Annotated in this window: 16 protein-coding genes and 2 tRNA genes; 9 read left to right on the plus strand and 9 right to left on the minus strand. The window is 71.2% G+C overall.

Translation table 11 applies throughout. The annotated features are described in order from the left end of the window. Positions 1–33: 33 nt before the first annotated feature. From AH6_RS06190 to AH6_RS06200, 3 genes are read right to left on the minus strand one after another with little or no spacing between them, the layout of a single operon-like run. Complete coding sequence (locus tag AH6_RS06190; RefSeq protein ID WP_067475044.1) at positions 34–1329, minus strand: hypothetical protein; 1296 nt, start codon at positions 1327–1329, stop codon at positions 34–36. Next, complete coding sequence (locus AH6_RS06195; protein ID WP_067475047.1) at positions 1326–3455, minus strand: hypothetical protein; 2130 nt, start codon at positions 3453–3455, stop codon at positions 1326–1328. Before AH6_RS06195 ends, AH6_RS06190 begins: the two co-directional genes overlap by 4 nt. A 3-nt stretch (positions 3456–3458) precedes the next feature. Beyond that, positions 3459–4163 (minus strand): hypothetical protein, encoded by a 705-nt coding sequence (locus AH6_RS06200; protein ID WP_067475050.1) that lies wholly within the window; start codon positions 4161–4163, stop codon positions 3459–3461. A 216-nt stretch (positions 4164–4379) separates the two neighbouring features. Between AH6_RS06200 and AH6_RS06205 the strand changes: the two genes are divergently transcribed. After that, positions 4380–4847, plus strand: a complete 468-nt coding sequence (locus tag AH6_RS06205; RefSeq protein WP_067475054.1) for a Pycsar system effector family protein — start codon at positions 4380–4382, stop codon at positions 4845–4847. On the opposite strand, the gene AH6_RS06210 is transcribed toward AH6_RS06205, so the two are convergent. From AH6_RS06210 to AH6_RS06220, 3 genes are all read right to left on the minus strand, one after another. Then, on the minus strand, positions 4837–5550 hold the full coding sequence (locus tag AH6_RS06210) for a Crp/Fnr family transcriptional regulator (RefSeq protein WP_067475842.1): 714 nt from the start codon (positions 5548–5550) through the stop codon (positions 4837–4839). The genes AH6_RS06205 and AH6_RS06210 overlap by 11 nt on opposite strands. Before the next feature lie 262 nt (positions 5551–5812). Further along, a tRNA-Phe gene (locus tag AH6_RS06215) sits at positions 5813–5886 on the minus strand. A 21-nt stretch (positions 5887–5907) separates the two neighbouring features. Beyond that, positions 5908–5985, minus strand: a tRNA-Asp gene (locus tag AH6_RS06220). 468 nt (positions 5986–6453) lie between these two features. Between AH6_RS06220 and AH6_RS06225 the strand changes: the two genes are divergently transcribed. After that, on the plus strand, positions 6454–7866 hold the full coding sequence (locus AH6_RS06225; protein WP_067475057.1) for an amino acid permease: 1413 nt from the start codon (positions 6454–6456) through the stop codon (positions 7864–7866). A gap of 47 nt (positions 7867–7913) precedes the next feature. Here the strand turns inward: AH6_RS06225 and abc-f are convergent, their stop codons facing one another. Further along, positions 7914–9536 (minus strand): ribosomal protection-like ABC-F family protein, encoded by a 1623-nt coding sequence (abc-f, locus tag AH6_RS06230; protein WP_067475060.1) that lies wholly within the window; start codon positions 9534–9536, stop codon positions 7914–7916. Between the two features lie 449 nt (positions 9537–9985). Here abc-f and AH6_RS06240 point away from each other — a divergent pair, with 449 nt between their 5' ends. The 3 genes from AH6_RS06240 to AH6_RS06250 all read left to right on the plus strand — a co-directional run bounded on the left by AH6_RS06240 (position 9986) and on the right by AH6_RS06250 (position 14485). Continuing rightward, a complete protein-coding gene (locus AH6_RS06240; protein WP_245679197.1) occupies positions 9986–11887 on the plus strand; it encodes an adenylate/guanylate cyclase domain-containing protein in 1902 nt (633 codons plus the stop codon). A 99-nt stretch (positions 11888–11986) separates the two neighbouring features. Beyond that, the gene (locus tag AH6_RS06245) at positions 11987–12925 is read left to right on the plus strand and encodes a glycerophosphodiester phosphodiesterase (RefSeq protein WP_067475071.1); all 939 of its coding nucleotides are present in this window, start codon (positions 11987–11989) and stop codon (positions 12923–12925) included. A gap of 252 nt (positions 12926–13177) precedes the next feature. Further along, a complete protein-coding gene (locus AH6_RS06250; RefSeq protein ID WP_067475845.1) occupies positions 13178–14485 on the plus strand; it encodes a sensor histidine kinase in 1308 nt (435 codons plus the stop codon). Positions 14486–14540: 55 nt separating this feature from the next. On the opposite strand, the gene AH6_RS06255 is transcribed toward AH6_RS06250, so the two are convergent. Then, on the minus strand, positions 14541–16091 hold the full coding sequence (locus AH6_RS06255; protein WP_067475074.1) for a cyclic nucleotide-binding domain-containing protein: 1551 nt from the start codon (positions 16089–16091) through the stop codon (positions 14541–14543). A 1238-nt stretch (positions 16092–17329) separates the two neighbouring features. On the opposite strand from AH6_RS06255, the gene AH6_RS06260 reads away from it, so the two are divergent. The 4 genes from AH6_RS06260 (at position 17330) to AH6_RS06275 (ending at position 22838) form a co-directional block, all read left to right on the plus strand. Continuing rightward, on the plus strand, positions 17330–18202 hold the full coding sequence (locus AH6_RS06260) for a helix-turn-helix domain-containing protein (protein WP_067475077.1): 873 nt from the start codon (positions 17330–17332) through the stop codon (positions 18200–18202). A gap of 237 nt (positions 18203–18439) precedes the next feature. Then, a complete protein-coding gene (locus AH6_RS06265; protein ID WP_067475080.1) occupies positions 18440–18661 on the plus strand; it encodes a DUF397 domain-containing protein in 222 nt (73 codons plus the stop codon). A 462-nt stretch (positions 18662–19123) separates the two neighbouring features. Beyond that, complete coding sequence (locus AH6_RS06270) at positions 19124–19993, plus strand: esterase/lipase family protein (RefSeq protein WP_083982290.1); 870 nt, start codon at positions 19124–19126, stop codon at positions 19991–19993. Positions 19994–20018: 25 nt separating this feature from the next. Further along, positions 20019–22838 carry an FAD-binding and (Fe-S)-binding domain-containing protein gene (locus AH6_RS06275; protein ID WP_067475086.1) on the plus strand — a complete coding sequence of 940 codons (2820 nt, stop codon included), beginning with the start codon at positions 20019–20021 and terminating at the stop codon, positions 22836–22838. Positions 22839–22945: 107 nt separating this feature from the next. Here AH6_RS06275 and AH6_RS06280 read toward each other — a convergent pair whose 3' ends face one another. After that, positions 22946–23767: an arylamine N-acetyltransferase family protein gene (locus AH6_RS06280; RefSeq protein WP_067475090.1), complete on the minus strand. Its 822-nt coding sequence runs from the start codon at positions 23765–23767 to the stop codon at positions 22946–22948. Positions 23768–24088: the final 321 nt, after the last annotated feature.

Raw genomic sequence — 24088 nt, forward strand, 5'->3', positions numbered from 1 at the left:
TCCCGAGGGCAGGGACTGTCTGGACCGCCGTCATCAGAGGTCTTCCTCCCGGTACGGCATGTCGTCGGCGTCCTCGTGCTCAGGGGCCGGCCGCGGCGCGGCGGGCCTCTCCGGGACCGGCTCGGCCGCCTCGACCGGCAGGGGCTCCCTGCCGGACTCCGCCGTGGACGGCAGCTCGACCCGCTTCCCGGCGGCGAGTTCGGTGAGGATGCCGTCGATCTCCTTGATGCCCCGCTCGTCGAGGTGGCCCTTCCGCACCATCTCCTTGAGGACCTCCAGCCGCATCATGGTGCCCTGCACCATGGTGTCCCGGGAAAGCTGCGCGTTCTTGACCGAGTCCTCGTAAGCGCGGTCCTCGCGCAACCGTTCCAGCACGTGCTGCCGGTCGGCCTCCAGTTGGTGGAACTCGGCCAGCTCCTTGGCGCTGATCTCGCCCTGCTCGGCGGCGAGGGCGTAGGCCACCAGGGGCTGGTCGCCCACCGCGTCGGTGATCTTCGTGGCCTGGTGGATCCCGAAGTTCGTCTCCAGGGCCCGCCTGCGGTGCGTCGCGGCCTGTGCCGCCTCCTCGTGCCGTTCCCGCTGCTCCTGCTTCAGCCGGTCGCTGCGGAGCTTGTTGAGCTCCTGCTCGGTGCCCAGCACCTCCAGCCTGAGCTTGTGCAACCTGGTCTCGGTCTCCTCCAAGGCGTGCGCCCGGTCGTAGGTCCCGTTCCTCGCCAGCCCCGCGAGCCGCTCCTGGTGGTCGAGGTCGTCCCGGACGGCCTTGTCCACGTAGCCCCGGACCTCCTCCGGTGCGGGGATCTCGACGTTGTACAGAGTCGCCGTCATCCCAGTGAGCGGAACCGGCACGTAGTGGTTGTACGCCCGCAGTTCGGCGCGCACCTCCGTCTGGGCCGCCAGGAAGTCGGCGAGCTTGTGCTTCATCCCCGCCTTGAAGACGTCCTCATGCGCCCTCAGGTACGCGGCCAGGGAGGTTTCGATGTCGCTGAGCCCGGCCTCCACCACGGCGACCGGGTCGTGGACCCGGCACGTGAAGACGACGACGACGGTGAACTCGCCGCCCTCGGCGGAGGGGATGAAGAACTCGACCCTGACCTGCTTGTTCTCGGTCATGTTGACGACGCTCAGGTGCGTCGCCTCCACGACGACCTCGTCGTCCAGGCCCCACCGTCCGTTGTCGAGCACGTACCGGCCGCCCGAGTGGAACACACGGACCTGGCCCGCCTCCAGGGAGGGGATGTCCGAGGTGTCGCGGCGTCGGGAGCGCAGCCCGAGGAATCCGGACTTGGACACCGGCGACAGGACCTTCTGCATGCTGATCGGATAGGTCACGCTTGTTCTCCCATACGACGTTGTGCTCGTTCGATGGCCGCGAACAGGGCGGTTGTCACCGGGGTCACCCCGTTCCGCTGGTTCGCCGGAAGCCCGGCGAAGGCCGTGAAGTCCTTGGCCAGCTCGTCCTGCTGGTCCTTGGTCAGAAGGTTGCCCAGGAAGTCTCCGAGGCGTTGGGCGATCCGCTCCGGCTCGTCGGTGTGATGCCGCAACGCGTCGAGGTTGGCGTGCAGCGCGGCCAGCGCGGCATGCCTGACCGGCCGGTTCACCAGGAGCACCGACCAGGTGTAGCCGATGGCGTCCGCCAGTTCGGGGCGCTCGCAGAGCAGTTGCGCCGCCAGCGGCCGCCCCTGCGGGTCGTTGGTCTGGTAGACGGCGAGCATCGCCCGCAGCGCCATCCCGTACCTCTCGATCCGGCCGGGGACGCCGCGCAGTTTCCTGATCTTGCTCTCCAGGAACCGGACGACGCGCACGCGCCCGTCCGCGTCCTCCTGGGACAGGAACAGCCCGCCGAACGCCTCGACGGCGAGCGGTCCCAGTACGACCCCCCGGTTGCACGCCAGCTGCCAGAGGTTCTTCACGGCCTCGATCGGATAGAGCCGGCCGAGGACCCCCGAGAACGCGATGATCGCGTTGTACTTCTGCCCGGGCGTGCTGCCCTGCGTGGCCCATCCCGCGGCGACCCGGAGCGCGACCGGCGCCAGGTCCTCGTCGAAGCACATGAACCACAGCACGTGGACGGTCGTCAGCCGCCTCTGCCGGGCGTGCGAACGGGCCGGCTCGCCCCGCCCCGCCGCGACCGACCACGGGTTCAGGTAGGAGACCTCGACCTCGTCGAAGCTCGACCCGGCCAGTCTGGCCAGGCCCGCCGCGATGTGGAGGGAGAGCTCCGGCCTGGTCAGGATGTTCTCCAGCCAGATCCGGACCGCGTCCCAGAAGTACTCGTCGAACCGCCCCGCCATCTCGGCGAACAGGAAGCGCTGCGCCTCCGGCTCCCGCAGTTCGATCAGCCGCCGGGGCCGCCCGTCGACGATCACCTGCCTGATCCGGATCAGCGGGTTCTCCAGCTGCCGCCCTCTGACCTGGGGGAAGGCATCCTCCCTGGGGTACGGCGGTCGATCCGGGGGACGTGCCTCCTGCGCGGACTCCTCGGGCACCAGCTCCGCCAGCGCGACCTTCAGCAACTCCCGGCACTGCCCGAACCGCCGCTCGGACAGGCCCGGCAGGAACGCCAGCACGGTGATGTCGAGCACCTGCTCCCGCGTCGGCCCCTGCGCGAACCAGTCGCACACCTGGTCCTTCGCCGCCTCCCGCAGGACCGACGAGATCGCCTTCTCGGGCGGCAGACCCTGGACGAGCAGGTCCGTGACCTCGATCAGACACGCCATCGTCATGTCCTCGGGCAGCGCCTCGACCACTTTCACGATGTCCACGTCCGCCAGGCCGTCGCCCGCGTGCTCGCGGACGACCGCCGCCCTGTCCTCGGGCTGCGACCACTCGATCCTGGCGGTCATGGCCGTGCGCCGGCTCTCCTCCGAGGAGGTCACCACCAGGAACGAACCCCGCTTGTGCAGTTCTCCCTGGATCCGTTCCCAGTGGTGCTCGGCCTCCTGGTCGAAGGTGCCGAACCAGCCGGGCAGCAGGTAGCCGGTGTTTCCATTGAACTTGTGGTCGGCCAGCTCTCGCAGGCTCCTGGTCAAGGACAGCCTGACGATCGGCGCCTCTCCGCCGAGCATGCGGACGAGGAGATTGACGGCCCCGGTGAGCTTGCCGCTGCCGTCCGGCCCACACAGGGTGACCACGGCGTGCTTTTCTAGTGCCCCGATCGCGGCCTCGAACGGCTCGGGCTTCACGAAACGGCAGGTCAGCGCGGCGACCCGCTCCCGGGGCATCGGCCCGCTCACCGTCTGGCGGCTGGCCCGGCTCGTCGCCTTGCCAAACCCGAAATTCGCTCCCGACGCCTCCACGTCGCTGTTGAAAATGTTGATCAGCTGGTTAACCGGGGGATGGTCGGCGGGAGGAGGGACGTCTTCTCGCCCGTCCGCCTCGGCGGGGTTGCCGACGTGTTGGAAAGGCTGGCCGTCGTCGTCGGTGTGCACGCCTTCGCCGGAGGTCTCCTCGGGCACGGATCAGCCCCCGAAACCGAAGTTGGCGCCTCTGGCGTCCACCCGCTCGTGGAACTCGTTGTGCACCGAGGCGGACTGCTTCGGCAGCGAGCCGCCGCTCCTGGCCGTCGGCGCGGGCGCCTCGTCCGGCGGGATGGCAAGGGTGAGGGAGTGGATGGTCCGGCCCCGCGGGATCCAGAGCCAGGCACGCTCGCTGAACTCCTTGACCTGGACCTTCACCTCGCGGAAGTCCTTGGGGTCGACGGAGAGCGCGTGCCCGTGCCGAACGATGTCGGTGAAGATCCGGTCAGAGAGCATGACGGCGAGATCGGCCTCGGACTCCTTGAGGGCGGCGCGTAGCGGGGGGCTGTCGCAGAGCCGGGCGACCTCGACGGGACCCTGACCGCTGCGGCCGTTCACATCGGCGATGGCCGTGCCGTAGTGGATGGCCAGCCGGAGCCGGAGGCGGTTCTCCCACGGCGCGTTCCCGTTGCGCCGGTTCAGGAAGGCCGCCAGATAGCGCGGGAAGTCCCCGACCAGGCGTCCCTCGGCGGTCTGCGGGAGAAGGACCGAGAACTCCCCGTCGCCGGCGCCCTGCCGCTCCCAGTTGTCGCGGTCGAGCCCGGCCGAGGCCGCGGCCTGGTTCAGGACATCCAGGAGGCCCGTCTGGACATCCGACTGCCGCTGGTCGTCACCGCTCCCGTATCCCATGGCGTCGACCGAGATCATCGGACGCCGCTCGAATGCCCCTACCACCTTTTGTCCCCCTGTCGTGTTGGTGTCGGAAACGGGATCCTTGCACGCCCAGCCCTACGAGAAGCAGTACAAATACCTGTTTCGCCTAGGTCATCTAAGTCACTCCATCATTTGGTATTAGTACCAAATGATGGATTCGCCCAGGTGGTTCGCTGGTCTCAATCAAAGATCCGCAAGCTGGGAGGGAAAGTGGACTCCGAATCCATCGCCCCCGGTCCCGCGCACGACGCGACGGTCGCCCTGACCGCGGTGGGGACCTTCCAGAACTACCTGCAGCACGCCGACGCGAAGGTCTCGGTCCTGTCCGCGGTGCTCGCGGGCTCGGTAGGGGCGATGCTGAGCGCTGCCGACGGCACTTCCGCCGCCTTCGCCCTCCTCTATCTGGCCGCGTTCCTCGGCGCGGGCTTCCACCTCATCCAAGCGCTCCGGCCACGCCTCGATGACGATCCCGTGACCAGCGCGTTCGGCATCATGGGGATCGGTGAACACCTCCCGGCCGACGCTGACGCCCAGCGGGACGAAGCGTGGGCGATGGCCCGCATCCTCGCCGGAGTGGCCGCGCTGAAACACCGCCATGTGGCCCGGGCGGTCCCCTGGACGGCGGCGTCCGTCGTACTGGCCGTCACCGAGGTCCTCTGGGTTTCGATCACCGGCTGACCATCGCGAAGGCCTTCAGCTCTTCGATATCGGTCACCACGATCCGCCGATAGCCCGTTTTGATCAGGCCGGTGCCGCGCATCTGCTTGACGGCCTTGACCGCCGACTCCTTCGCGGCGCCGACCAGCTTTCCCAGTTCTTCCTGAGTGAGGGCGATCCCGAGGTCGACACCTCCCTCGACGGGGTAGCCGTGGCGTTCGGCGAGCTGGGCGACCGCCCGGGCCAGCCGCTTGTCGACCGGATAGCCCGTGAAGTCCAGCCGCCGCTGGTTGGCCCAGTCGAGCCGGTCGCCGAGCATGGTCGCGAGGAGCCGCCACGCTTCGGGATTGCGGTCGAGGAAACCCAGGAACCGCTCTTTCGGCAGCCGGTGGACCGCCCCACTCGTGCACGCGATCACGGTCGCGGACCGGGCCGTGTCACGGATCGCCGCCAACTCGCCCACCAGGTCTCCGCTGACCCTGATCCCGAAGAGGGCCTCCGCGCCGTTCTCCAGACAGCCGACCACCTTCACGCACGCCGGTGACCTGCTGCCCTGGGCCCTCAGCACCAGCACCTGGTCGGTGGACGCCCCCTGCACCATCAACGTCTGTCCGGCGCTCACGTGCTGCTCGGGCGCAATCGCCAGCAGCTCGCTCCGAAGCGACGCCTTCAACCCCGCCAGAAAAGTACCGATCGGCCAGCCTTCGCTCCCTGCTTCGGCCATGACCTCACTATCCCCGTCCACTGCCGCCCGAGACGCAAATCGTCAGTTTCGGAATCGCTCTTTGGCCGACGGAACCAGGTGCGGCGAGCACCTCGTCACCTCTGGGTGATCATTCGCGCGCACCGGCGACGTGAAAAGCAAAGATCAGAAGCGGTGGGCAGCGGTGCATGCCTGCTCGGCGGAATGAGGCGGGCCTTGCTTGGACGCCATCAAAAAACGCCCCGAGCCGGAGGCTTCGAGGCGTTCTGATCGTTGCTCGCTGTGGGCAGGGGCGGGGTCGAACCGCCGACCTTCCGCTTTTCAGGCGGACGCTCGTACCGACTGAGCTACCTGCCCAGGACGCACGCGCGGCGCGTCTGGCGGTCCTGACGGGATTTGAACCCGCGGCCTCCACCTTGACAGGGTGGCGAGCACTCCTAACTGCTCCACAGGACCTTGCGTGTCTCCGAGTCTAGCTTGTTCGGAGGTGTCCCTTGACCGGCTGGCCGTTTGTCTTGGCCGGGGCCGTTCTTGGCGACGTGGAAGAGCATACGGGATGCCTGAGGTCAGCGCCAACTCGTTAAGCCGGGGTGGGGGTCGTCGGGGTGTTCGGGCAGGTCAGGGGCGTGGTTGGGGGATGTGGGTGGGGGCGTGGGGGTGCGGGTGGGTGTCTTTGGGGGTGTCGGTGCGGGGTGGGGGCCGTGGGCGGTGCGGTGGGGGGAGGATGGGGCACGTCAGGTAACGGGGTGATAGCAGGCCGGTACCGGAACGGGGGTCGGTTTGGGCCTATGTATGGTGCAGGCGTCTCTGTTTTCGCTTTTGTAGCTTTCCGTTCCTGCTCTCACCGGGGGCGCGTCACGACGCGCGCGTTCCGGTGGCGCCGCTCCGACCGGGGCGGCTGAGACGCGAGAAAGGCCGACCCACATGGTTGAACCAACCTCCGAGGAGGGCTACCAGCGGGGCCTCGGCACCCGGCAGATCCAGATGCTGGCCATCGGCGGCACGATCGGGACCGGGTTGTTCCTCGGCGCGGGGAAGAACATCGCCAAGGCCGGGCCGGGGCTCATCCTCACCTACGCCGTCGCCGGCCTGATGTTGTTCTTCGTCATGCGGGCGCTGGGCGAGCTGCTCACCTACCGGCAGGCCGAAGGCGGGTTCGCCGGGTACGCGCGCGAGTTCCTCGGTCCCTTCTGGGGCTACGCCACCACCTGGACGTACTGGATCATCTGGGTGACCACCGGCATGGCCGAGCTGACGGCCGCGGGCGTCTACATCCAGAAGTGGTATCCGGGCTTCGAGACGTGGAAGACGGCGCTGATCGCGCTGGTCGTCCTGTTCGTGGTCAACCTGATCTCGGTCAAGCTCTTCGGCGAGCTGGAGTTCTGGTTCGCCATGATCAAGGTTGCCGCGATCGTGATGATGATCCTGGTGGGCCTGGGCGTGCTCGCGTTCGGGTTCAGCGACGCCGGGCCGACGGCCTCGGTGGACAACCTGTGGTCGCACGGCGGGTTCTTCCCCGAGGGCGGCTCGCCGGTGCTGATGACGCTCCAGATGGTCATGTTCGCCTACCTGGGCGTGGAGCTGGTCGGCGTCACCGCCGCCGAGGCCCGCGATCCCGACAAGAACATCCCGCGGGCCATCAACGCCCTGCCGATCCGGTTCGCGCTGTTCTACCTCGGATCGCTGCTGGTGATCCTGTCGGTGGTGCCGTGGACCGAGTTCCGGGGCGGCGCCAGCCCGTTCGTGCTCGCCTTCGACAAGATCGGGATCCCGGGCGGCGCGGACATCGTCAACTTCGTGGTGCTGACGGCGGCCCTGTCGTCCTGCAACGCGGGCGGCCTCTACTCGACCTCGCGCATGTTGCGCACGGCCGGGGTGAACGGCGACGGCCCCAAGGCCCTCACCCGGCTCAACGGGCGGGGCGTGCCGGTCCTGACCGTCGTCATCTCCGCGCTGGTGATGGGCATCGGCGTCATCATCAACATCTTCGTCCCGGAGAAGGCGTTCGAGTACATCACCTCGGTCTCCACCGGCGGCGCGATCCTTGTGTGGGCCGTCATCGTCGTCTCGCACCTGGTCTACCGCCGCAAGGTGCGCGCCGGTGAACTCCCCGCCTCGCCCTACAAGATGCCGTGGGCGCCCTACACGAACTGGCTCGTGCTGGCGTTCTTCGTGTTCGTCACCGTGACGATCGCGTGGGAGGCCGACACCCGTATCGCGCTGTACGTGATGGCGGGCTGGATGGTGCTGGTCCTGGTGGGCTGGCCGTTCGTGCGCCGCAACTCGCGTAGGGCCGAGGAGGGCGCGGTCGCGCTGGAGAAGACTCCTCAGGCTTGACGGAAACGGCCCGATGACGCGCGCGACGCGTCATCGGGCCGTTTTTCCTAGGCCACCTCTACGAGACGGCCGTCACGCAGTTCCGCACGCGTCCCTACGAAACCGTGCTGGAACCGCCGGTCGTGCGACACCACCAGCAGCGCCCCCTTGTAGGCGCCCAGCGCTTCCTCCAGTTCCTCGATGAGCGCCAGGGACAGGTGGTTGGTGGGCTCGTCCAGGATCAGCAGGTCCGCCGGACGCGTCACCAGCCGCGCCAGCTCCAGCCGTCGCCGCTGCCCGACCGACAGCGACGTGACCGCCTTCCCCAGGTCCTCCTTACGGAACAGCCCGAGCGCCAGCAACGCGTCCGCGTGCTCTACGGCAGCGCCCGGCAGCCCCTCCGCGAACGTGGCCAGCACGCTACGGCGAGACTCCTGCGCAGGCACTTCCTGCCGCAGATAGCCGATTCGCTTAGGCCGCTTCACCTTTCCGTGGTCCTGCGCCAGATCCCCGGCCAGGACGCGGAGCAGGGTCGTCTTTCCGGCACCGTTGGGCCCGGTCAGCAACATCCGTTCGCCGGGCGCGAGCTTGAACTCCGCGACGTCCAGCCGTCCGGACACCTTCACCCCGTTCATCTCGGCGGTCAGGCCGTCGCCCTTACCGCCCTCGATGCGCGCGGCGAACCGCAGCGGGTCCGGCGGCCGCGGGACGGGGTTTTCCTGCAACCGCTGCAACCGCTCGCGCGCGTTGCGGATCTGCGCCGAGACGCCCGCGTCCTTGGAGCGCCGGTGCTTGGAGAACCGGTCCTCGCGCGCGGGCGGTCCCAGCGTCCGCAGCCGCTCGGCCCCCGACTCGGCCAGCTCCGTCTGCCGGTCGATCTCGGTGAGCCACTCGGCGTACTCCTGCTCCCAGCGCCGACGCGCGGCCGCGCGCGCCGCCAGGTAGCCGTCCCAGCCGTCGCCGTAGCGGACGACGCTGTGCCGGTCGCGGTCGACTTCGAGGATCGCCGTCGCGAATCCCTCCAGGAACGCCCGGTCGTGCGTGACGGTGACGACCGTGCCCTGGTGCGCCCGCAGTTGCGCCTCCAGCCACGTCACCGCCTGCTCGTCCAGGTGGTTGGTGGGCTCGTCGAGCAGCAGCAGTTCGGGGGAGGCCGCCAGGACGCACGCCAGCCCGAGCCGGGACTGCTCGCCGCCCGACAGGCCGCCCAGCGCCCGGTCGCGGCCGATGTGCGCGAGGCCCAGGCCGTTCATGGCGGCGTCCACCCGCGCGTCGGCCTCGTAGCCGCCGCGCGCCTCGTACGCGCCGAGCAGATCGCCGTACTCGGTCATGTTCTCCTCGGTCAGGTCGGCCTCCAGCTCGCGCATCCGGCGCTCCATCGCGCGCAGGTCGGCGAGCGCCCGGTCGATGGCGTCGGCCACGGTCAGGTGGGCGGGCAGGCCCAGCGTCTGCCCCAGGTGGCCGACGCCGCCCACCGCCTCGACGGTGACCTCGCCGGCGTCGGGCCGCTCGGCGCCCGAGATCAGGCGCAGCAGCGTGGACTTGCCCGAGCCGTTCTCGCCGATGACGCCGACCTTCTCGCCGGTGCGGACGGTGAACGACACCTGCTCCAGGACGGGCCGCCCGTCGTAGGCCTTGGCGACGTCCTTGAGGGTGAGCTGGGAGACAGCAGAATGTGGGCGGCGGGTCATACGACCACCTCCGGAAGGTGAGAACCGGTCGCGACGGACCGGGAGATCGGCATGGGGGACTGGTCCGCTCACCGGGAGGGCACGCCGACGGCACGCCGCGACATCACACGGCGGTGCCGATACGGAGAAGAAGGACCCGGCAGCGGGGCGAAGGGCGAAGTGACCTGCACGGCGCGGGACGCACAAGGCGTCGCGGGCGCGGGACCTCGACCGGCCGCGCGGCGATCAGAACGCCGCGGCGGTGCGGGAGGCGACTACAGGTAGTACTGCCCGAAGAAGAAGCTGCCAGGAGAACCCATGGGGCACAGGATACCCAGCGACCTCTCGTCCGCAATTGTGACGGTCGTCATACTGTGATCGTGGTCGTGGGCCGGACCGTCCCCGCGATCTAGGGTGAGGGCGTCCCTCCCGACGTCGTCGTGACCCTCCCCGGGGGCAGGAGGCACAAGGTGAACGGCAGAGCGGTGCCACGCGCGCTCGGCGCGCGGCTCGGCGAGCTGCACGGTGTTCCCCGGACGATGCTGGAGCTGCGGGTCCGCTGGGTGCTGCTGGTGGTGGTCTCGGCGGCCAACGTCGGCGGCGCGCTGGTGGTGCTGCTGTTCGCGACCTTCGTCGTCCCCGACCCGCCGCTGAGGGACCCCGACCACGTGCACCTGGTGAACGCGGTCGCCTTCTTCAGCTACCCGGTCCTCGCCGGGCCGATCGCGCTGCTGCTGGGGCTGCGGTTGTGGCAGCCGGTCGTCCGGCTGGCCCGCGACGGCGGCGTCCCCGACCGCGCGCAGCGGCGCGCGGTGCTGCTCGGCCCGCTGCGGCTGACGCTGCTGGTCGGGGTGTTGTGGACGGTCGGCGCGATCGGCTGGGCCGTGCTCGACCTCGTCCTGTTCACGCCGCGCCTGGCGGTGAAGACCGGCCTGACCTGCCTGCTGGGCGCCGGGACCACCTGCACGCTGGTCTACCTGCTGTCGGAGCGGCTGCTGCGCCCGGCCGCCGCGCTGGTGCTGGTGATCGAGCAGCCGCGCCGCGTCCGGCTGCCCGGCGTCACCACCCGCGTCATGCTGGCCTGGGCGCTGGGCACCTCGATCCCGGTGTTCGGCCTGGTCTGCGTGGGCATCGCCGCGCTGGTGGTGCCGAGCATCCGCGCCGCCGAGCTGGCGGTCACGATCCTGGGCCTGGGCGGCACCGCGCTGCTGGTCGGCGCGGCGATCACCTACATGGCGACCCGCGCCATCGCCGACCCGATCGCGTCGGTGCGCTCGGGCATGGCCCGCGTCGCGCGCGGCGACCTGGACACCGTGATCGAGGTGTACGACGCCAGCGAGGTCGGGCAGCTCCAGGCCGGGTTCAACCACATGGTGGCCGGGCTGCGCGACCACGAGCGACTGCGCGACCTGTTCGGCCGGCACGTCGGCGAGGAGGTCGCGGGGCTGGCGCTGGAGAGCGGCGACGACATCGAGCTGGGCGGTGAGACGCGCGAGGTCGCGGTGCTGTTCGTGGACCTCGCCGGGTCCACGACGCTGGCCGAGACGCGCGCGCCCGACGAGGTGGTGGCGCTGCTCAACGCGTTCTTCGGCGTGGTGGTGGCGACGGTGGCGCGGCACGGCGGCTGGATCAACAAGTTCGAGGGCGACGCGGCGCTGGCGATCTTCGGCGCGCCGACCGACCTGGAGGACGCGGCGGGCGGCGCGCTGGGGGCCGCGCGCGAGATGGCGCTGCGGCTGCGCACCGAGATCCCGGACCTGAGGGCCGGGATCGGCGTCTCGGCCGGGCAGGTGGTGGCCGGGTACATCGGGGCCCGCGAGCGCTTCGAGTACACCGTCATCGGCGACCCGGTGAACGAGGCGGCCCGCCTCAGCGACCTGGCCAAGAACGCCGAGGAGCGGGTGCTGGCGTCCGGCACCGTCCTGGAGTTGGCGCACCTGGCCGAGGCCGAGGAGTGGGACCTCGGCAAGTCGGTCACGCTGCGGGGCCGCCGCAAGCAGACCCGGCTGGCGACGCCGCGCCCGCGCCCGCTCGTCCCCGAGCCGCGGGAGGCGGAGGACGAGGCCGGGGCGAGGGCGCGCCGCCGCCTGCCGAGGCCGCGCGTGCGGCGGCGTCGCCGGACGGTGGTCGTGCTGGGGGAGGACGCCGAGAACGTCCAGGAGGCGCGCGCCGAGTCGGTGGAAGCCGGTGAGGACGGGTTGATCGAGGTGGGCGTCGTCCCTGAGCGGCCTGTCCGGTTGACGGACGACGAGCCCGGGGAAGCGGCGGACGCCGTCCCCGCGAAACGTTTCCGGAAGCGTGCAAAAGTGGCGGACGCCGTGCCCGAGGCGGCCCCGGCATTTCCTAGCGAATCCCCCGAGATGAACACATAAGGTCATCAGGGTTGCACGATCCGACGCCGGGACGTTACGCGCGCGTCACCATCAGCACCAAGGGTTGGGCGGGACATCTCCTACCTTCCAGAGGTGACGATGCTCCGCCGGCTCGGTCCCAGCCTCGCCGCCGTCGTGGCGGCCACCGCGTTCACCGGTCTCGTCCCGGACGCCGCCGAGGCCGCTCCCGCCCCCGCCGCCCGGACCCTTGCACCGCCCAGGCCCCACCTCCTGCCCGCCTCCGCCCCCGACCTCCTGACCGCCCCCGCCAACGCCGCGCACCGCGGCGCCTCCGCGTCGGCCCCCGAGAACACCGTCGCCGCGTTCCGGCTCGCCCGTACCCACCGCGCCGACCTGTTCGAGCTCGACGTCCAGCAGACCCGGGACCGCAAGCTGGTCCTGATGCACGACATCACGCTGGCCCGCACGACCAACGTGGAACAGGTCTTCCCGCACCGTTCCCCCTGGCGGGTACGGGACTTCACCCTCGCCGAGATCCGCAGGCTGGACGCCGGATCGTGGTTCGCCCCCAAGTACCGGGGCGAGCGCGTCCCCACCCTCGGCGAGACGCTCAAGACCATGCGCGGCTCGGGCCTCGGCCTGCTGCTGGAGGTCAAGTCGCCCGAGCTGTACCCGGGCGTCGAGCAGCGGATCGCCGGTGATCTGCGGCGCGAACCGTCCTGGTTGCGGCCCGACCCGCGCGAGCGCCGCCTGGTCGTGCAGTCGTTCGACTGGAACTCCATGCGGAGCTTCCACCGCGTGCTCCCGGCCGTCCCGATCGGCCTGCTCGGCACGCCCAAAACGGCGCAGCTGCCGGGGCTGGCGAAGTTCGCCGACCAGATCAACCCGCCGTACACGGGCCTCACCGCCTCCTACGTCGACCAGGTGCACCGGTACGGCATGGACGTGCTCACCTGGACCGTCGACGACCCCGCCAAGATGCGCCGGGCCGTGCGCCTGGGCGTGGACGGCGTCATCACCAACAAGCCCGCCACCCTCGCCAAGGTGCTGCGCGAGAAGAGCAGCCGCGACGCGTAGCCACCGCCGGCGGCCGGCCACCGGCGCGGTGTCCGGGCGGCCCCGGCGACCCGGCCGAAACGGAATCCGCGCCCCCCGACGCCCGGGACGGGGCGATCGGGACGGCGGCGGCCCGATCGGCCCAAGCCGTTTCTTTGCCGCCTCTTGTTCGGCCGCCGCCCGTTCCCGCCCTCATGATCAACCCGCCGGATGGTTACCTCGCCTGCGGGAGGACGGGTGACCAGACGGCGATCATGGTCCATACGGGTGCGGATGACCCTGGTGGCGACGGCCATCGCGACGCTGGTGTGCGGCGGGGTCTCGGCGCTCGTGCTGGTCGGCGTGCGCGGCCAGGCCGCCGACTACGAGCGCGAGCAGACCACCTCGGCGGCGCTGCGCGTGGTGCACGTGATCAAGCGCGAGCGGCTGCCGTCCCTGCTGACCTCCGACGACACCGCCGCCCTCCAGGTGCTGAACGCCGCCGGCCGGGTCGTCGCCGCGACCGCCAACGTGCGCGGGCGGCCGCCGATCGCCTCGTTCCTGCCCAGCGAGCAGAGCGTCTACAGCACCCGCGTGTTGTGCCCGCCGGCCGGGCTGGCGGGCTGCATGAACGTGGTGTCGTTCCGCGTCTACCAGGGCGACGGCGACTGGATCGTCTACGCCGCCGACGCCACCGTGCCCTGGTATGTCAGCCCGGTGCTCTGCCTGGTCCTGCTGGGCCTGTCGCTGCTGGTCATCGCGCTGGCGGCGGTGTCGACCTGGCGGATCGTCGGCCACACGCTGGCGCCGGTGGACGCCATCCGCGCCGAGCTGGCCGAGATCACCGCCACCGACTCGGGCCGCCGGGTGCCGGTGCCCGCCAACCGCGACGAGATCCGGTCGCTGGCCGAGACCGCCAACGCCACCCTGGACCGCCTCGACGCCGGCCTGGAACGGCAGCGCCGCTTCACCTCCGACGCCTCCCACGACCTGCGCAGCCCCATCACCGCCGCCCGCGCCACCGTCGAGGAGGCGCTGATGTACCCCGACGAGACCGACTGGCCGCGCGCCGGGGCGTCGGTGCTGGAGTCCCTGGACCGGCTCCAGGCGATCGTGGCCGACCTGCTGGAGCTGGCCCGGCTGGACGCCGACACCCACGCCGGGGACGACCCGGTGGACCTGGCGACGCTGGTCAACGACGAGCTGGAGCGCGGCTCCCGGCACGTCCGGCTGGACCTCGCGCTGCACGACGGCGTGGTCGTGCGCGGCGACCGGCTGCGGCTGGCGCGCCTGCTGACCAACCTGCTGGACAACGCCGAACGCCACGCCGACGACGGCGTGCAGGTCGTCGTGCGGGCCGACGGGGACACCGCCGTCCTGACGGTCTGCGACGACGGCCCCGGCATCGCGCCCGCCGACCGCGAGGTGGTCTTCCAGCGCTTCGCGCGCCTCAAGGCGGCCCGCGAGCGCGACCCCGGCGGCACCGGTCTCGGCTTGCCCATCGCGCGCCAGATCGCGCGCTCGCACGGCGGGACGCTCACCATCGAGGACAGCCCGAAGGGCGCCTGCTTCACCCTGCGCGTCCCGCGCGCGCCCGCCTGATCAGGGCATGTTCCGCGCGTCGGCCTGTCAAGGCGCGTTCCGCGCGTCGGCCTGATCAGGCGGACGCGCCGGACAGGTGCATCCAGCCCGACACCTCCAGCGTCTTCACCTCGTCGGCGACGTGCCGGAAACCGGCGGGGTCCAGGCTGCCGCGCGCCTGCGCGATCACCGTCTCGTACACGAACGTCGAGGTGATGAACCCCAGGTCGGCGCTGGTGCGGGCCATCGCCCGCTTGAAGACCGGCGCGTCCAGCAGCCGGGCGGTCTGGATGATCGCCCAGCCGGAGACGCCCTCGGCGTCGGGCACCACCGGGCCGACGTGCAGCGCCACCCGCATCTGGAAACGTTCGGCCTCCGGGGCCGCGAGGTTGTGCCGCCGCAGCCCCTCCGCCAGCCGCGTCAGCATCGGGTCGGTCACCGCGCGCGTCGGGATCTCCGGCGGCGCGACCAGCAGCGCGCCGTCGCCGCGGTCCTCGCGGTGCAGCGCGGGCCACGGCACCGCCGAACCCTCCAGCGCCTCGCGCAGCAGGTCGTACATGACGCGCCGCACGCGCAGCCGGTCGTCGTCGCGCCGGTGCAGGCCACTGAACCCGACGATGTCGGTGAACAGGATCGTGCACATCTGCCCCGCCCACGTGGGCCGCTCGGGCGAACCGGCGGGCGAGGGGACGAGCCGGAGCACGCCCGACGCGGTGCCCGCCGGGCCGGCCGCGCCCGCCGCCCCCATCGGATCCGCCGCGCTCATGTGACCGGCCGCGCCTGCCTGGCCGGTCGCGCCCGCCACGTCCATCGGCCTCGTCGGACCCGCCGCACCCCTCTGGCCGCTCACGCCCATCGGCCCCGCCGGGCCGGCCGCGCCCGTCCTGTCCGCCATGCTCGCCGCGCCCGTCGCGTACGGCGTATCTGGCGTGTCCGGGCCGCCGTCGTCGAACGCGGCCCACGGCTCCGGCGGCCGGGCCCCGGGGAGGCTCGAACCGGTCGCCGACCGCACGGCCGAAGTGTGCTTCGGCATGAGCTCCTGGAGGTAGGGCTCCTCGGTGAGCCGGTCGTAGACCTGGTTCTCCATGACGGCCAGCACGCGCGGGTGCACCGACAGGAACGCCGCGAACTGCCGCGTCGACATCCGCAGGAACCGCAGGGTGTCCAGCGTGAACACCGACGCCGAGCGCCGCCGCAGCAGCAGCGCCGCCCGCTCGCCGAGCAGGTCCCCGGCGCCGCGCACCGCGATGATCTGCTCGCGGCCGTCACGTTCCACGCAGACCTTGGCCCAGCCCGTCAGGATGACCAGCAGGTGGTCGGCGATCTCGTCCACGCGCCACAACATGTACCCGGCCGGGAGCACGACCTCCTCGGCGGCCAGCGTGAACGCGGCCTGCTCGACCGGGGTGAGCGACTGCCAGAACGTCTGCGGCTGCCTCCCCTCGGGCGCGGGCGGGGCCGTCCGGGCGGGCTGCGCGAGCCCCGCCACCACCGGCGACCCGATCTCCTCGGGCTCGGCCACCGGGTGCCGCCCCGGGCCGGGGAGGGCGTGCAGGGACATGTCGGAACGGGCGCTCATCGGAACGGCGTCCGGGTCGTGCCCGTGCCGCATGCGGTCGGTCACCATGCCCGCCCCGTTTCCGGGAAGGAGCCGGTCAGGGCTCCGGCGGCCACGGCGGCCTGGCGGCCTCCGAACGCCAGCCCGTCCGTCGGCCCGCCGTGCGAGCGCCCTGGACCCCGGCGGCCCGGCCGGGAGGGGCCGGGCTCCGGGGAGTGGAGAGAGGCACGCCCCGCGAAGGCGCGTGCCATACGGGTGCATCCCGGCTGAGTGCGCGCCGCGCGGACGCACCTCGTGCAGGCGTGTCCCATGCGAGGGCGCGTCATACGGGTGCACCCCGGCTGGGTGCGCGCCGCGCGGGCGTGGCCCGTGCGGGCGTGCCCCGTGCAAGTACGCGCTGCGCGGGTGCGTCCTGGGAGGGTGCGCGTCGTGCCGGTGCGGGCCGCCGGTGCCTGCGGCGGGCGGCCAGGGGTGGACGGGGCGGAGCGGACGGCCGGTGACGCGGAGTCACCGGCGCCGGGGCGGGAGAAGGGGGCGGGAACGGGTCGGCGGGGACGGAAGTCGATCGTGGATTGGCGTGCACGGATTCTGATCATGTCGAGAACCCCATGTCCGGAATCGCGGTTTCCTGCGCGATCCCCTGGTCACTGTCTCCGTTGTCACGGATTGGACCGATGTATCGACCGCAAGCCGCTCCGCCTATACCCACACCACGTGATCGCGGTTAGACTGGAGAGGACGGTTGGGCTTGTTTCGCCTGGTCAAAAGGGTGTTTTCGGTAATGGAACACCCGATTGGCCGGCGCGCGGACGGACCCATCGGTCCCGAAGGGGTCGCCCTCCGCTTTCCTTCGATCCGCCTGGCCGCTAACCGGTGATCGAAGGGGAGTGAGGGCGGCTCTATTCATTTGTGCGCAAAAGCCGAAATGTCGGCGACGTTTCGTCCTCCTGCCGGCGGGCGGGCGCCGTGGGGATGGCCGCGCGGGCTCGGCGGGCCGGTCGGCGGCCGACGGACCGATCGGCTCCTCACCCAGCGTGAAGGATGATCGTACTGTATCACGGCACCACGCCTTGTACTAATGCGTGCCCTTTCATTATGCTACCTAGCACCATAGAAGGTGTATCTCCGCCACGAGACGCTTTGACACTTTGGTTTAGACCTTTGGCCTCGTTGCCGCGTCCGGGCCGTCCCGGGGAGGGCGTCCTACCCCGTGCGCCTGCCGGAGTGCCCTCCGGCAGGGCGGAAGGTGCCCGACTGCTATGTTGCATAAGACGAGTTGGCAGGCACTACCCAGAGTGAGATACGCGATGACCACTGACCAGGGCCCCGTTGTCCAGAGCGCGCTGCTGCGCAGCGAGCTCTCCCGGCTCCGCAAGGAGAAGGGGATGACCCAGGAGCAGGTCGCCGGCGCCCTGGAATGGTCGGCCTCCAAGCTGATCCGCATCGAGGGCGGCAAGAGCTCCATCACCCGGACCGACCTCCAGGCCCTGCTGATGGTCTACGACGTCACCTCCGAGAGCCGCCAGGAGCGCCTCCAGGCGCTCGCGCGCGGCGCCCGCGAGCCCGCGTGGTGGAACGAGTTCCGGGGCGAGGTCGAGGACATCCTGCTCACCTTCGTCGGCTACGCGGCGGGGGCTTCGTTCATCCGGCAGTTCCACGGCACGCTCGTGCCCGGCCTGCTGCAGACCGAGGAGTACGCGCAGGTGCTGAGCACCGGCATCGTCGACCCCACCGTCCGGGTGCGCAGCGCGCAGCTCCGGCTGCGGCGGCAGGAGGAGCTGGCCCGGCGGGAGAACCCGCCCCGCCAGTACTACATCCTCGACGAGGCGGTGATCCGGCGGCATGTCGGCGTCAAGGTCGATCCGGCCATCATGCCGAACCAGCTGCGCCACATCGCCGACGCCGCCGAGCAGAACGACCAGCTCACGGTGCGGATCATCCCCTTCAACGCCGGCGCCCACCTCGGGCTGTACGGCCCGTTCACGCTGCTGGAGTTCGAGGGCGGCCTGACCGACGTGCTGCACCTGGAGGGGCGGCCCGGGGCCAGCCTGGTGATCAGCGGGGACACCCCGCAGGTGAGCGACTACCGGGACAACTTCGAGGTGCTGCTGGAGGAGGCCCTGTCCGCCGACAAGTCCCTCGAACTGATCCGCCGGACCGCCGAGGACCTCGTGAACTGACCGCACCGCCGGTGTCCTGGAGGTGATCACCGACCGTCCGTCCACAGCCGCATAGCGCAACTTTTTGATCTTGTGGTCCCGTGTAGGCGGGATAACCGAGAACGTTTACACTCGTGAACGGGAAAATCCACAAGGTCGTGGTTTGTTGTGCCCTGCTCGGCTTTCGCTCGGTGGGAGTTCCTACCCGTACGGATTCGGTGAGACGGAGCCCGCCAGCAATGGATGGAGGGTTGCTGGATGGTCGACTGGTCTATTCGGGTGCCGGAGAACGCCTGGCGGAAAAGCAGCCACAGTGCTGAGGGCGGCGATTGCGTCGAAATCGCCGTCACTGATGCGTTCCTGCTGGTCCGTGACTCGCTGGACCGCGCCGGAGGGATCCTGGCCCTCGACGGCCCCGAGGGGCGTTCGTTGCTGACGCGCATCCGGGGCGGCGAACCGGCAGGACGCCGGAGCGCCTGACGTCCTTCCGGGACGGCCGCGAAAAGCGCGGCCGCGAAGTCCGCAGCGCCACTGATTTGCGGTGAAGGCCCGGGTGGCGCATGGGTCACCCGGGTGGCGCCGTTCGCCTTTTCTCACCCTTTGCAGCAATGAAGTCGCAATGAGTTAGACGGCCGCCATTGCCGCGACTTCCGTATGCGTGGAACCGTGCCGACGGCCCGCGTGGGAGCCGTCTGGTTCCGCGCGCCTCCCATCGCCAGGACCGATCTTGCCAACTATTGGACATCCGGTCTAGATTCAGCTCACCCGCGACACAAGTAAGCACTTACGTGCTCGGCGACGGCGGGTCTGACCTGGGAGGCTACGGCCGTGCGCGCAGCAGCAGGACCTCAAACCACACGGACCCGCACCGCCCGATCGCGCGCCAGGCGCGTTCTCGGCTCCCTCGCCCTGGCCCTCGGCCTCACGGCGAGCCTGACGGTCGTGCCCACGGCCTCCGCGCACGCCGCCGCCAAGTACCCCGTCGGCAACGTCGGCAAGGCCCTGGAGAACTTCTTCAACAGCCCCGACCAGGTCGCCGGTGCCAACGACTGGTCCTGCAAGCCCGGCCGCGAGCATCCCACCCCCGTCGTCCTCACCCACGCCACCTTCGTGAACCAGGGCGCGAACTGGGCGGTCCTGTCGCCGATGCTGGCCAACGAGGGCTACTGCGTCTACGCCTTCAACTACGGCATGGCGCCCATCTCGGTCGGCCGCGTCGGCGGCATGGGCGACATCCCCGCCTCCGCCGGGGTCCTGCGCGCGTTCGTGGACAAGGTGCTGGCCAGAACCGGCGCGGCCAAGGTCGACATCGTCGGCCACTCGCAGGGCGGCCTCATGCCGGGCTACTACATCAAGCGCCTGGGCGGCGCGGCCAAGGTCCGCACGTTCGTGGGGCTGTCGCCCAGCAACCACGGCACCACGCTGCTCGGCCTCGTCGAGCTCGGACGGCAGCTCAACCTGCTCGGCTTCGTGAACGAGGGCTTCAAGGGGCTCGGCACGCCCGCGCTGGTCCAGCAGCAGGCCGGGTCCGACTTCGTCAGGGACATGTTCGCCGACGGCGACACCGTCCCCGGCCCCCGCTACGTCGTCATCCAGACCAGGAACGACCTGGTCGTGACGCCCTACACCAACGCGTTCCTCAACGGCCCGAACGCCACCAACATCCTGATCCAGGACCAGTGCCCGAGGGACTACGTCGGCCACGTCGGGATGTTCAACGACGGCCCGGTCCTCCAGAACGTGCTGAACGTCCTCGGCCGCAACCGTCCCGGCTTCCGCGCCAGGTGCACCGGGTACGGCCTGCCGGTCTGACCGGCCCCGCCCCTACGCTGGACGGGTGCCCGATCACGCTCGCCGGCTCCAGGCCGCGCTTCCCGGCGTCGTCCGCACCGACCTGACCACCCGCGCCGCCTACGCGTCGGACGCCTCGGTCTTCCGGCGGGTGCCGCTCGCGGTCGCCGAGCCGCGCTCGCCGGAGGAACTGGCCCGCGTCCTGGAGGTGGCGGTGGCCGAGGGCCTGCCGGTCACCGTGCGCGGCGGCGGCACCTCCATCGCGGGCAACGCGATCGGCGCGGGCGTCGTCATCGACACCTCCCGGCACCTCAACCGGGTCCGGGCGGTCGACCCCGACGCCCGCACCGCCGTCGTGGAGCCCGGCGTGGTGCTGGACGACCTGCGCGCCGCCGCCGCGCCGCACGGCCTCACCTTCGGCCCCGACCCCTCCAGCCACTCCCGCTGCACCCTCGGCGGCATGATCGGCAACAACGCGTGCGGGTCGCACAGCGTCGCCTGGGGCGGCACGGCCGCGAACGTCGCGGCGCTGCGCCTGCTGCGCGCCGACGGCCGGGAGCTGGCCGCCACCCGCGGTTCCAGCGGCGACGCGCGGCTGGACGCCGAGCTGACCCGCCTGCGCGACGCGCACCTCGCGCCGCTGCGCACCGAGCTCGGCCGCTTCAGCCGCCAGGTCTCCGGCTACGGCCTGCACCACCTGCTGCCGGAGAACGGCTTCGACGTCGCCAAGGCCCTGGTCGGCAGCGAGGGGACCTGCGGCCTGGTCACCGAGGCGACCGTGCGGCTGGTGCCGGTCCCGGCGGCCCGCGCCCTGGCGGTGCTGGGTTTCCCGGACGTCTACACCGCCGCCGAGCAGGCCCCGTTCGCCGCCGCGACGGGCGCGCTCACCGTCGAGGGCATGGCCGCCGACCTGCTGGCCGCGCTGCGCTCCCAGCCGGGCCGGTCGGGCGCGGGCGCCGACCTGCCGCCCGGCGGCGGCTGGTTGTACTGCGAGGTCGGCGGCGAGACCGCCGGGCAGGCCCGGGAGGCCGCGCACGCGCTCGCCGCCGCCGTCCGCGACCGTGTCCCGGAGATGACGGGCGTGGTGGTGGACGACCCGGCCCGGATGCGCGCCTTGTGGTGGATCCGGGAGGCGGGCGCGGGGATCGTGACCCGGCTGCTGGACGGCGGCGAGGCGTGGGCGGGCTGGGAGGACTCGGCCGTCCCGCCCGAGCGCCTGGCCGGGTACCTGCGGGACCTGTACGCGCTGATGCGGACGCACGGCCTGCGCGGCGTCCCGTATGGGCACTTCGGCGAAGGTTGCCTCCACCTCCGGCTGAGTTTCGGGCTGGACGACCCGTCCGGCGTGGCGGTCTACCGGCGCTTCATGGAAGAGGCCGCCGCGCTCGTCGTCTCCTACGGCGGGTCGATCTCGGGCGAGCACGGCGACGGCCGGGCCCGCTCGGAGCTGCTGGGCACGATGTACCCGCCGGAGACGATGGCCGCGTTCGCCGCGTTCAAGCACACCTTCGACCCCGGCGGCGCGCTCAACCCCGGTGTGATCACCGACCCCGCCCCGCTGGACCGGGACCTGCGCCCCGGCCCCGGCCGCGACGCTCTGACGATCACGCCCGTGCACGCCCTGACCCGCGACCACGGCTCGTTCACCGCGGCCGTGCACCGCTGCGTGGGCGTCGGCTCGTGCCGCGACCTGCGCACCGGTGCGATGTGCCCGTCGTTCAAGGCGACGCGCGACGAGGTGCACTCCACGCGCGGCCGGGCGCGCGTGCTGGCGGAGATGTTGCGCGGCGAGACGTTGCCGGACGGCTGGCGCTCGACGGAGGTGCGGGACGCGCTCGACCTGTGCCTGTCGTGCAAGGCGTGCGCGACCGAATGTCCGGTGAATGTCGATATGGCGACATACAAGGCGGAGTTCCTGCACCGCCACTACGCCCGCCGGCTCCGCCCGCTCGCCCACTACTCGATGGGCTGGCTGCCGCTGTGGTCGCGCCTGGCGACAGCCGTGCCCGGCGGCGCGCGCCTGGTCAACGGGGCGCTGGAGCGCCGACCCGTCGCCGCCGCCGTCAAGCGCCTGGCGGGGGTCGAGCCGCGCCGCGAGATGGTCCGCTTCGCGGAGACGACGCTGCGGGCGTGGTTCCGCCGCCGCCCGCAGCGCCAGGGCGAAACCGTGGTGTTGTGGCCCGACACCTTCACCGACCTGCACGCTCCCGAGGTGGGCCGGGCGGCGGTGGAGGTACTGGAGGCCCTGGGGTACCGGGTGCTACTGCCGCCCGGACGGGTCTGCTGCGGCCTGACCTGGCACTCGACCGGCCAGCTCACGATCACTCGGCGGGTGTTGCGGCACACCCTGGCGACGTTGCGGCCCGCGCTGGAGGCGGGCGTGCCGATCGTCGGGCTGGAGCCGTCGTGCACGGTGATGTTGCGCGAGGAGGCGCCCGAGCTGCTGCCCGGCGACCCCTTGGCCAAGCTGCTGTCGGAGCACATGACGACCCTGGCCGAACTGGTGGACGCCCAGCAGGAGTGGCCGTTCACACCCCTGAACACGAGTGCCGTGACGCAGGTGCACTGCCACCAGGAGGCCAAAGGGTCCTACGACGCGGACCGGGCCGTCCTCGAACGCCTGGGCATAGCCGCCGACGTCATCGGCGCAGGCTGCTGCGGCCTGGCGGGCAACTTCGGCTTCGAGCCGGGCCATTGGGAGGTGTCCCAGGCGTGCGCCGAACGGGAGTTGTATCCCAAGGTGAACGAGGCCGACGACGACACCCTGGTGCTGGCGGACGGTTTCTCGTGCCGGACGCAGATCGCCCAGGGGACCGAGCGGCGGGCGCTCCACCTGGCCCAGGTGCTCCAACGGGCCTTGGGGTAGGAGAAGGGGAAGCTGCGCGCGCACGGACACGAATTCCGATGGAAGGCGAGCGCCGCCGCTGCGCTGGAGCTGGCGGACTTCGCCGTCACCGACCGGCTCCAGGGTGCCTAGTCCGCGATCAGCCGGGCGGCGTCCTCCTCATTCAGCACGATGCCGAACGTCTCGGCCAGCAGCCTCGGGATCTCCGCGCGCTCCACCTCGCGCACCTCGCTCGGGCCGCCGGGGAGGTTGGTCGTCCAGGTCGTGCCGTCCAGGACGTGGTGCGACTCCGCCGTGAAGCGCTGCGCGTAGGGACGGGCCGTGAAAGGCGACCTCGGGTGCGTGGACACGTAGTGGTTCCCCACGACGTAGTCCACGGTGTACTGGGGGTTCAGGGTGAAGGAGTGGCGGTCGATCCACCCGTTCGCGTTCGCCTGGTTCAGCGTCCACACGTCGTTGCCGGAACGTTCCAGGTGGAACTGCCAGCCGTCCTGGTCCACCTTCGTGCCGGGACGCAACTCGATCGGCTCCAGGGGCCCGGAGCCGAAACCGACGTCGCACAACCACCCCCGGTCGTCGTCGCTCGTCGTCACGCGCAGCAGGGCGTGGGTCGCCGGGCGAAGGGTGTCGGCGCCCAGGCTGACGCGGCCGTGCACCCCCGTCAGGCCGAAGCCGAGCCGCTCCAGCGCGGCCGCGAACAGCAGGGTGTGCTCGTAGCAGTAACCGCCGCGCCGCTCGCCGACCAGCTTCTGCTGCAAGGACGGCAGGTCCAGCGGGATCGGGCGGCCGAGCAGGATCTCCAGGTTCTCGAACGGCACCGTCGTGACGTGCGCGCGCTGCAAGGCGAACAGGGCCGCCGTGGTCGGCGCGCGCTCGCCGTCATAACCGATGCGGGCCAGGTAGGCGTCCAGGTCCAGGTCCTCGCCATGCCAGGAATCATCGTGCCGCACCGTGGGCCGTCCCCTCGTTGATCGCGATTACGGTCCGACCTTAGAAGCTCAGGCGTGCTTGAGGTCAAGGCCGGACGTGGCCGTTCCACCGCCCAGCACGGCGGTGTCGGCCAGCCGGAACGTGGCGGGGGAGAAGGCGGCCGAGAACGCCGGGACGCCGAGGGGTGAAATTCTCCCAAGAGAAGGTTAGCGATCATCTCTCAGGGCAATGATTCAGTCGCGGAGAGTAATCATCCGTCCTGAAGATCACCCGCCGCGCCCGGGACCGTCGACCGGAGCCTTCCACCGACCCCCGGGCCAACCGGCCGCCCTACCGGGCGC

The sequence above is a fragment of the Actinomadura hibisca NBRC 15177 genome, from assembly GCF_001552635.1.
Taxonomy (GTDB): Bacteria; Actinomycetota; Actinomycetes; order Streptosporangiales; family Streptosporangiaceae; genus Spirillospora; species Spirillospora hibisca.

What these genes read in the sequence shown, in the direction of transcription:
- AH6_RS06200 (WP_067475050.1), bottom strand. Translation starts at nt 4,163, where the DNA reads ATGATCTCGGTCGACGCCATGGGATACGGGAGCGGTGACGACCAGCGG.
- AH6_RS06210 (WP_067475842.1), bottom strand. Translation starts at nt 5,550, where the DNA reads ATGGCCGAAGCAGGGAGCGAAGGCTGGCCGATCGGTACTTTTCTGGCG.
- AH6_RS06225 (WP_067475057.1), top strand. Translation starts at nt 6,454, where the DNA reads ATGGTTGAACCAACCTCCGAGGAGGGCTACCAGCGGGGCCTCGGCACC.
- abc-f (WP_067475060.1), bottom strand. Translation starts at nt 9,536, where the DNA reads ATGACCCGCCGCCCACATTCTGCTGTCTCCCAGCTCACCCTCAAGGAC.
- AH6_RS06245 (WP_067475071.1), top strand. Translation starts at nt 11,987, where the DNA reads ATGCTCCGCCGGCTCGGTCCCAGCCTCGCCGCCGTCGTGGCGGCCACC.
- AH6_RS06250 (WP_067475845.1), top strand. Translation starts at nt 13,178, where the DNA reads ATGACCCTGGTGGCGACGGCCATCGCGACGCTGGTGTGCGGCGGGGTC.
- AH6_RS06255 (WP_067475074.1), bottom strand. Translation starts at nt 16,091, where the DNA reads ATGGTGACCGACCGCATGCGGCACGGGCACGACCCGGACGCCGTTCCG.
- AH6_RS06260 (WP_067475077.1), top strand. Translation starts at nt 17,330, where the DNA reads ATGACCACTGACCAGGGCCCCGTTGTCCAGAGCGCGCTGCTGCGCAGC.
- AH6_RS06265 (WP_067475080.1), top strand. Translation starts at nt 18,440, where the DNA reads ATGGTCGACTGGTCTATTCGGGTGCCGGAGAACGCCTGGCGGAAAAGC.